Origin of the sequence: Calderihabitans maritimus (assembly GCF_002207765.1) — a bacterium.
GTDB classification, from domain to species: domain Bacteria; phylum Bacillota; class KKC1; order Calderihabitantales; family Calderihabitantaceae; genus Calderihabitans; species Calderihabitans maritimus.
On the sequence record NZ_BDGJ01000064.1, the window covers coordinates 7506 to 12734 of the forward strand.

A 5229-nucleotide genomic window follows, 5' to 3' on the forward strand; every position below is an offset into this window, starting at 1 on the left:
CGAAGACGACTTACCGAAAGTCTGGCTGAAAGGCTTGTCCTGGTGGTAGTTAGAGAACTTGAGGAAAAGGAGATTAAGGGCTCGGTTTTGCTCAGCAGTCAGCAACTCTACTAGATGCAACCGCAAACGGGTCAGTTGGCGTAAAGGTTCAGTGACCATAGTCTTCCGGCGATAAGGAACAAGGTGGCCGAAGCGTTTAGCCTTATCTAACTAAGGTGCTCGAAGCACGACCCCTCTATCGACCATGACCGGCCACAGCTTTATTTAGGGAAAGATGACTCTCGTATAGGCAGTCGAACTGACCAGGAGGAGATAGTCTTTTCCCGAAAAACTTAGCTTTCTATCATTTAATTACGTTGGCATGAAGGATTTTGCCTTCTTGCTTTAAACCATTTTAACAGATAAGGGGGTGAAATATTTTTAAAAAGTCAGTTGATTGAAAACTACTAGAGCTTCGTTAAGGGCCTCTGAGTAACCGGGAAAAGTTCAAAGAAACAGGCTTTACAAAGCAGACGAAGCTGCTGCATGGGTTAAATGAATTTACCAACTTACTCAGGCATCTATTGTAGGTATCAAGACCAGGCTATGGTAATTCTTCCGTAATAGCTCGACAACATAGGGTAAGCACGGGGTGGATTGTGGGTTAGACCACTCAAGGTAAATATTTTAAAATTGACAGTAATTAAAAGCTAATTAAAGCTTTACTGCAAAATATTGAGATAGGGGGAAAGTAGATGATCAGAAAATTATTAGTAGTTATTTTGTGCGTCAGCCTCGTACTCTTTGCGTTAGCGGGATGCTCCGGTAATTCGTCCGACGAAGGCAAAGAAGTACCAAAAGCTAGCTCTAGCAGTAGTCAAAAAACCCATATTAATATCGCTACCGCTACCACGGCAGGTATTTATTATGCTCTGGGCAATGCTATTGCCAATATGTGGAATGAGAAAATAGATGGTATTCAGGCATCCGTCCAGTCTACAGCAGGTTCGGTGCAAAATGTGGAGCTGCTTTCCAGGAACGAAGCTCAGGTTGCCTTCATGCAAAATGGGGTGGCCGGTGATGCCTGGAACGGTGAAAACGCATTTGAAGGAAAGCCCCGTAAAGAGTTTGTCGGCATGACCTATCTTTACCCCAACCTCTGCTATTTCGTTGTCCATAAGGATTCAGGTATTAATAGCCTCGAAGACTTGAGGGGTAAAAATATAATACCGGGCCCCATAGGCAGTGGTACTGAATTAAATGCCCGGCAAATTCTTTCCATAGTGGGCATCGATTATCAAAATAATAAGGATGCCAAGGCCAACTATGTTTCCAACGCAGAGGCCGCTCAAAAGTTCGTAGACAGGCAAACAGATATGGTCTTTATTGCCGGCGGTATTCCCCATGCTGCCGTAACAGAAATGATGACCCGTACCGATGCTAAGATATTGGAAATTAAAGGAGATGTAGTAGATAAATTGGTTGAAAAATATCCTGCCTACTTCCCCATTGTAGTGCCGGCCAATAGTTATAAAGGCCAGACTGAGCCTGTGCAAACTGTAGCAGTGGGTAACTTACTGGTAGTAAGGAAAGATGTCGATGAGCAGTTGGTGTATAAGATGCTCGAAAGTATTTATGCAAATAAGGACATACTGGCCAATTCTTATAAAGGAGCTGCCAAGTTTAAGATTGAAAACGGGCTTAAGGGTATGACTTTACCGTTGCATCCCGGGGCAGTTAAATTCTTTGAAGATCATGGTGTAACTGTACCTGATAATTTAAAAATATAATATAATATATATAATATTAAAAATATTAAAAATATTAAAAATAATAAAAATAAAAATGAAAATGAAAAAATAAAAAAGAAATCTGAGAGCTTTTTAGCTCTCAGATTTCTCAATAAAGGTACTTTTCCTCAGAAAGAGGTGAATTTTTTGTATAATCAAGACATAGTTGTTGATAAAAAGAAACAGCAAGAAATATTAAAAACGTACTCCACTGAAAGTAATTATCGTGAATTCAACTCCAAATTTTGGTTTTATGTTGTTGCCGCTACTGCCATCGGCCTGTCTATTTTTCATTTATACACTTCTGGTTTTGGTTTATTACTGGCAATAAAACAGCGTTCCATTCACCTGGGGTTAGTTTTATTTATGGTATTTTTGCTTTATCCGGCAAGCAAAAAAAGATCGCCGATGGGGCGGCCAACCGTTTTTGATATTATATTTTCACTGTTAAGTTTAATTACTTGCGGCTACCTGGTTGTTTATTTTGAAGATATTGCTATGCGGGCCGGCATGGCCAATACCACCGATATTATCCTGGGCACCATCTTAATGTTGCTGGTGCTGGAAGCGGCCAGAAGAACAATGGGTATGATTCTCCCTATTCTGGCCATTATCTCCGTCTTATATGCCATGTACGGGGAATGGATTCCCGGTGTATTTTCCCACATGAACTTTACCTATCCCAGGATCATTGAACAAATGTATCTCAGTACTGAAGGAATCTTTAGTATAGCATTAGGCGTATCTGCACAATATATATTCTTATTTGTCTTGTTCGGTTCTTTTATGTCCGCATCAGGCATGGGCAGACTTATCAATGATGGCTCCCTTGCCTTGGCAGGTATGTCTCCCGGCGGTCCGGCCAAGGTGGCCATCTTGGGCAGTAGCATAATGGCTACCATTAACGGGGCGGCGGTGGCCAATGTGGTGACCACCGGAACATTTACAATACCCTTGATGAAAAAGGTTGGCTATGAGCCCAAATTTGCCGGTGCTGTAGAAGCTGTTTCTTCCTGCGGCGGGCAAATCATGCCACCTGTAATGGGTGCGGCCGCCTTTGTGCTGGCTGAATTAACGGGCATTCCTTATGGCACAGTGATGATTGCCGCCATTGTACCTGCCCTGCTCTATTATCTAGGGGTTTGGACTATGGTTGACCGTGAGGCAAGAAGGTTGCAATTACAAGGGATGGATGCGTCCGACATTCCCCGGTTAGTTGATGTGTTTAAAGCCAGAGGGCACATGCTTATACCGCTTATTGTAATTATAGCCATACTAATCAAAGGATATTCTCCCATGTACGCCGCCTTTTACGGCATTATATCCACCTTAGTTGTTTCTTCACTGCGCAAGGAAACCCGTATGACTCCAGCTCAGATCATCAATGCCATGATTAACGGCGGCAGAACAGCGCTTAGTGTGGCTGTAGCTTGCGCAGTGGTAGGCTTTGTTATTGGCGTTGTATCCCTTACCAGTGTTGGTGTTGTTTTTACGGACAGTATACTTAGCTTTACCGACGGTATGCTCATACCCACCTTGATATTGACCATGGTGGCTTGCATAATTCTTGGCATGGGATTACCCACAACACCTGCATATATAATGGCCTCCATTATTGCGGTTCCAGCATTAATCACCTTGGGAGTGGATGACCTGGCTGCCAATATGTTTGTCTTCTACTATGCAATTCTTTCAACATTAACCCCCCCTGTAGCCATAGCAGCATATGCAGCAGCAGGTTTAGCGGGTTCCCCGGTGTTTAGTACAGGTTGGGCTGCGCTACGATTAGCCCTGGCCGGCTTCATCATTCCTTATATGTTTGTTTTAGAGCCGGCGCTGTTAATCGGTAGAGGTGCTGCCAGCGATACCTTACTTGCTGTGGTACCTGCAATATTGGGCGTTATTTTACTGGGTTGCGCAGTGATAGGCTATTTCCGAACCAATTGTAACATGATTGAGCGGATTATCCTTTTTGTGAGCGCTTTTTCATTGATTATACCTGAATTGGTCACCGACTTGACCGGGCTAGGTATAGCTGTGCTCATTTATTTAAATCAGCTCAGAAAGGATAAAAAAGCAACACTATTGCCACACAGCAAAATTTATCCGAAATAAGAAATCAAGTTTGACACAGGGAGAGGTGGTTGTATGAAAAAATATCAGGCATCGGATTTAGAGAAAATTTGCACTGAAGTGTTAAAAGGTTACGGTGTAAAGGAAGAATACGCGAAAACCGCAGCCTCGGTTATGATATCAGCCAACTTAAGGGGTATAGATTCCCATGGCGTAGCTTATCTACCCATTTATGTGGAAAGAATTAAGAGGGGGGTAGTAGATCCCAAAGCTGAGCCAGAAATTTTAAATGAAACTACCAATACTGCTATTGTAGATGGTAAAAATGGTTTGGGACAAGTTAGCGCAGTCCGGGCCATGAACCTGGCTGTGGAAAAGGCGCTTTCCGCCAATGTGGGCCTTGTTGGTGTACGTAATTCAGGCCACTTCGGGATGGTATCTTATTATACAATGGTAGCAGCGAAGCGGAATTGTATTGGTCTAGCCATGACTAACGCACCGTCCAGCGTAGCTCCCTTTGGCGGGATGGAACCTTTATTTGGTACTAACCCACTTTCTTTTGCATTTCCGGTACGCAATAAACCCCATATTGTCATTGATTTTGCTACCAGTGCTATAGCAAGAACTAAATTAAGAAATATGGCGGAAGAAAAGAAGGAAATTCCCGAAGGATTGGCACTTAACAAGGATGGTTATCCGGCTAAAACGGCGGATGAAGGTTATAAGGGAGTTTTGTTGCCGGCCGCGGGTGTCAAAGGCTACGGTTTGGCCATTATTGTTGAAATTTTATCAGCTGTCATAACCGGTGCCGCGTTCACAAGCCAGGTGGGCGGACTTGTAGATGACTTTACCCGGTCCCAAAATGTAGGACACTTCCTTGGCGCCATCTCCATCGAATCTTTCCTGCCCATGGAAGAGTATTATAATAGAATGGATCAATTTATTGAAACAATTAAGAAAGTTAAACCAATGCCGGGCGTACAGGAAATACTTTATCCGGGTGAGCTGGAAGTATACAATGAAGCTATACGTGAATCGGATGGTATACCGGTTGCCGACTCTGTAATGGAAAAAATACGCAAGTGCATGGCTGATTTAAATCTGCAATTAAATATCGAAGGAGTGTAAGATACCATGCTACCCATGTATTTGGTAAAACAAAACTTTAATTGTAAGTCAATTGGCAATATAGAAGAACACGTCCGTGCAGAATTGGATAAAATGGGCATCCAAAAGAAAGTTTTTCCTGGCATGAAGCTTTGTTTGCCATATGGTTCCAGAGGGTTTCCATACGGGGTTCGGGTAATCCGCACTATCATTGAAACATTTAAAGCATGGGGTGCCGACCCCTTTATCATCCCCGCCATGGGCAGCCATGGCGGGGGGA

3 protein-coding genes and 2 pseudogenes are annotated in these 5229 nt (G+C 43.2%); 4 read left to right on the forward strand and 1 reads right to left on the reverse strand.

Going from position 1 to position 5229, the window contains the following annotated elements; genetic code table 11:
- Positions 1–195 (reverse strand): annotated as a pseudogene (locus KKC1_RS15690) (IS110 family transposase); the annotation flags it as partial.
- Positions 196–734: 539 nt separating this feature from the next.
- Between KKC1_RS15690 and KKC1_RS06370 the strand changes: the two are divergent.
- From KKC1_RS06370 to KKC1_RS16720, 4 genes and pseudogenes are all read left to right on the forward strand, one after another.
- Positions 735–1769 (forward strand): TAXI family TRAP transporter solute-binding subunit, encoded by a 1035-nt coding sequence (locus KKC1_RS06370; RefSeq protein WP_088553651.1) that lies wholly within the window; start codon positions 735–737, stop codon positions 1767–1769.
- A 147-nt stretch (positions 1770–1916) separates the two neighbouring features.
- Positions 1917–3884: a TRAP transporter permease gene (locus tag KKC1_RS06375; protein WP_202819969.1), complete on the forward strand. Its 1968-nt coding sequence runs from the start codon at positions 1917–1919 to the stop codon at positions 3882–3884.
- A gap of 33 nt (positions 3885–3917) precedes the next feature.
- Positions 3918–4970 carry an Ldh family oxidoreductase gene (locus tag KKC1_RS06380; protein WP_088553653.1) on the forward strand — a complete coding sequence of 351 codons (1053 nt, stop codon included), beginning with the start codon at positions 3918–3920 and terminating at the stop codon, positions 4968–4970.
- A 6-nt stretch (positions 4971–4976) separates the two neighbouring features.
- Positions 4977–5229 (forward strand): annotated as a pseudogene (locus KKC1_RS16720) (hypothetical protein); the annotation flags it as partial.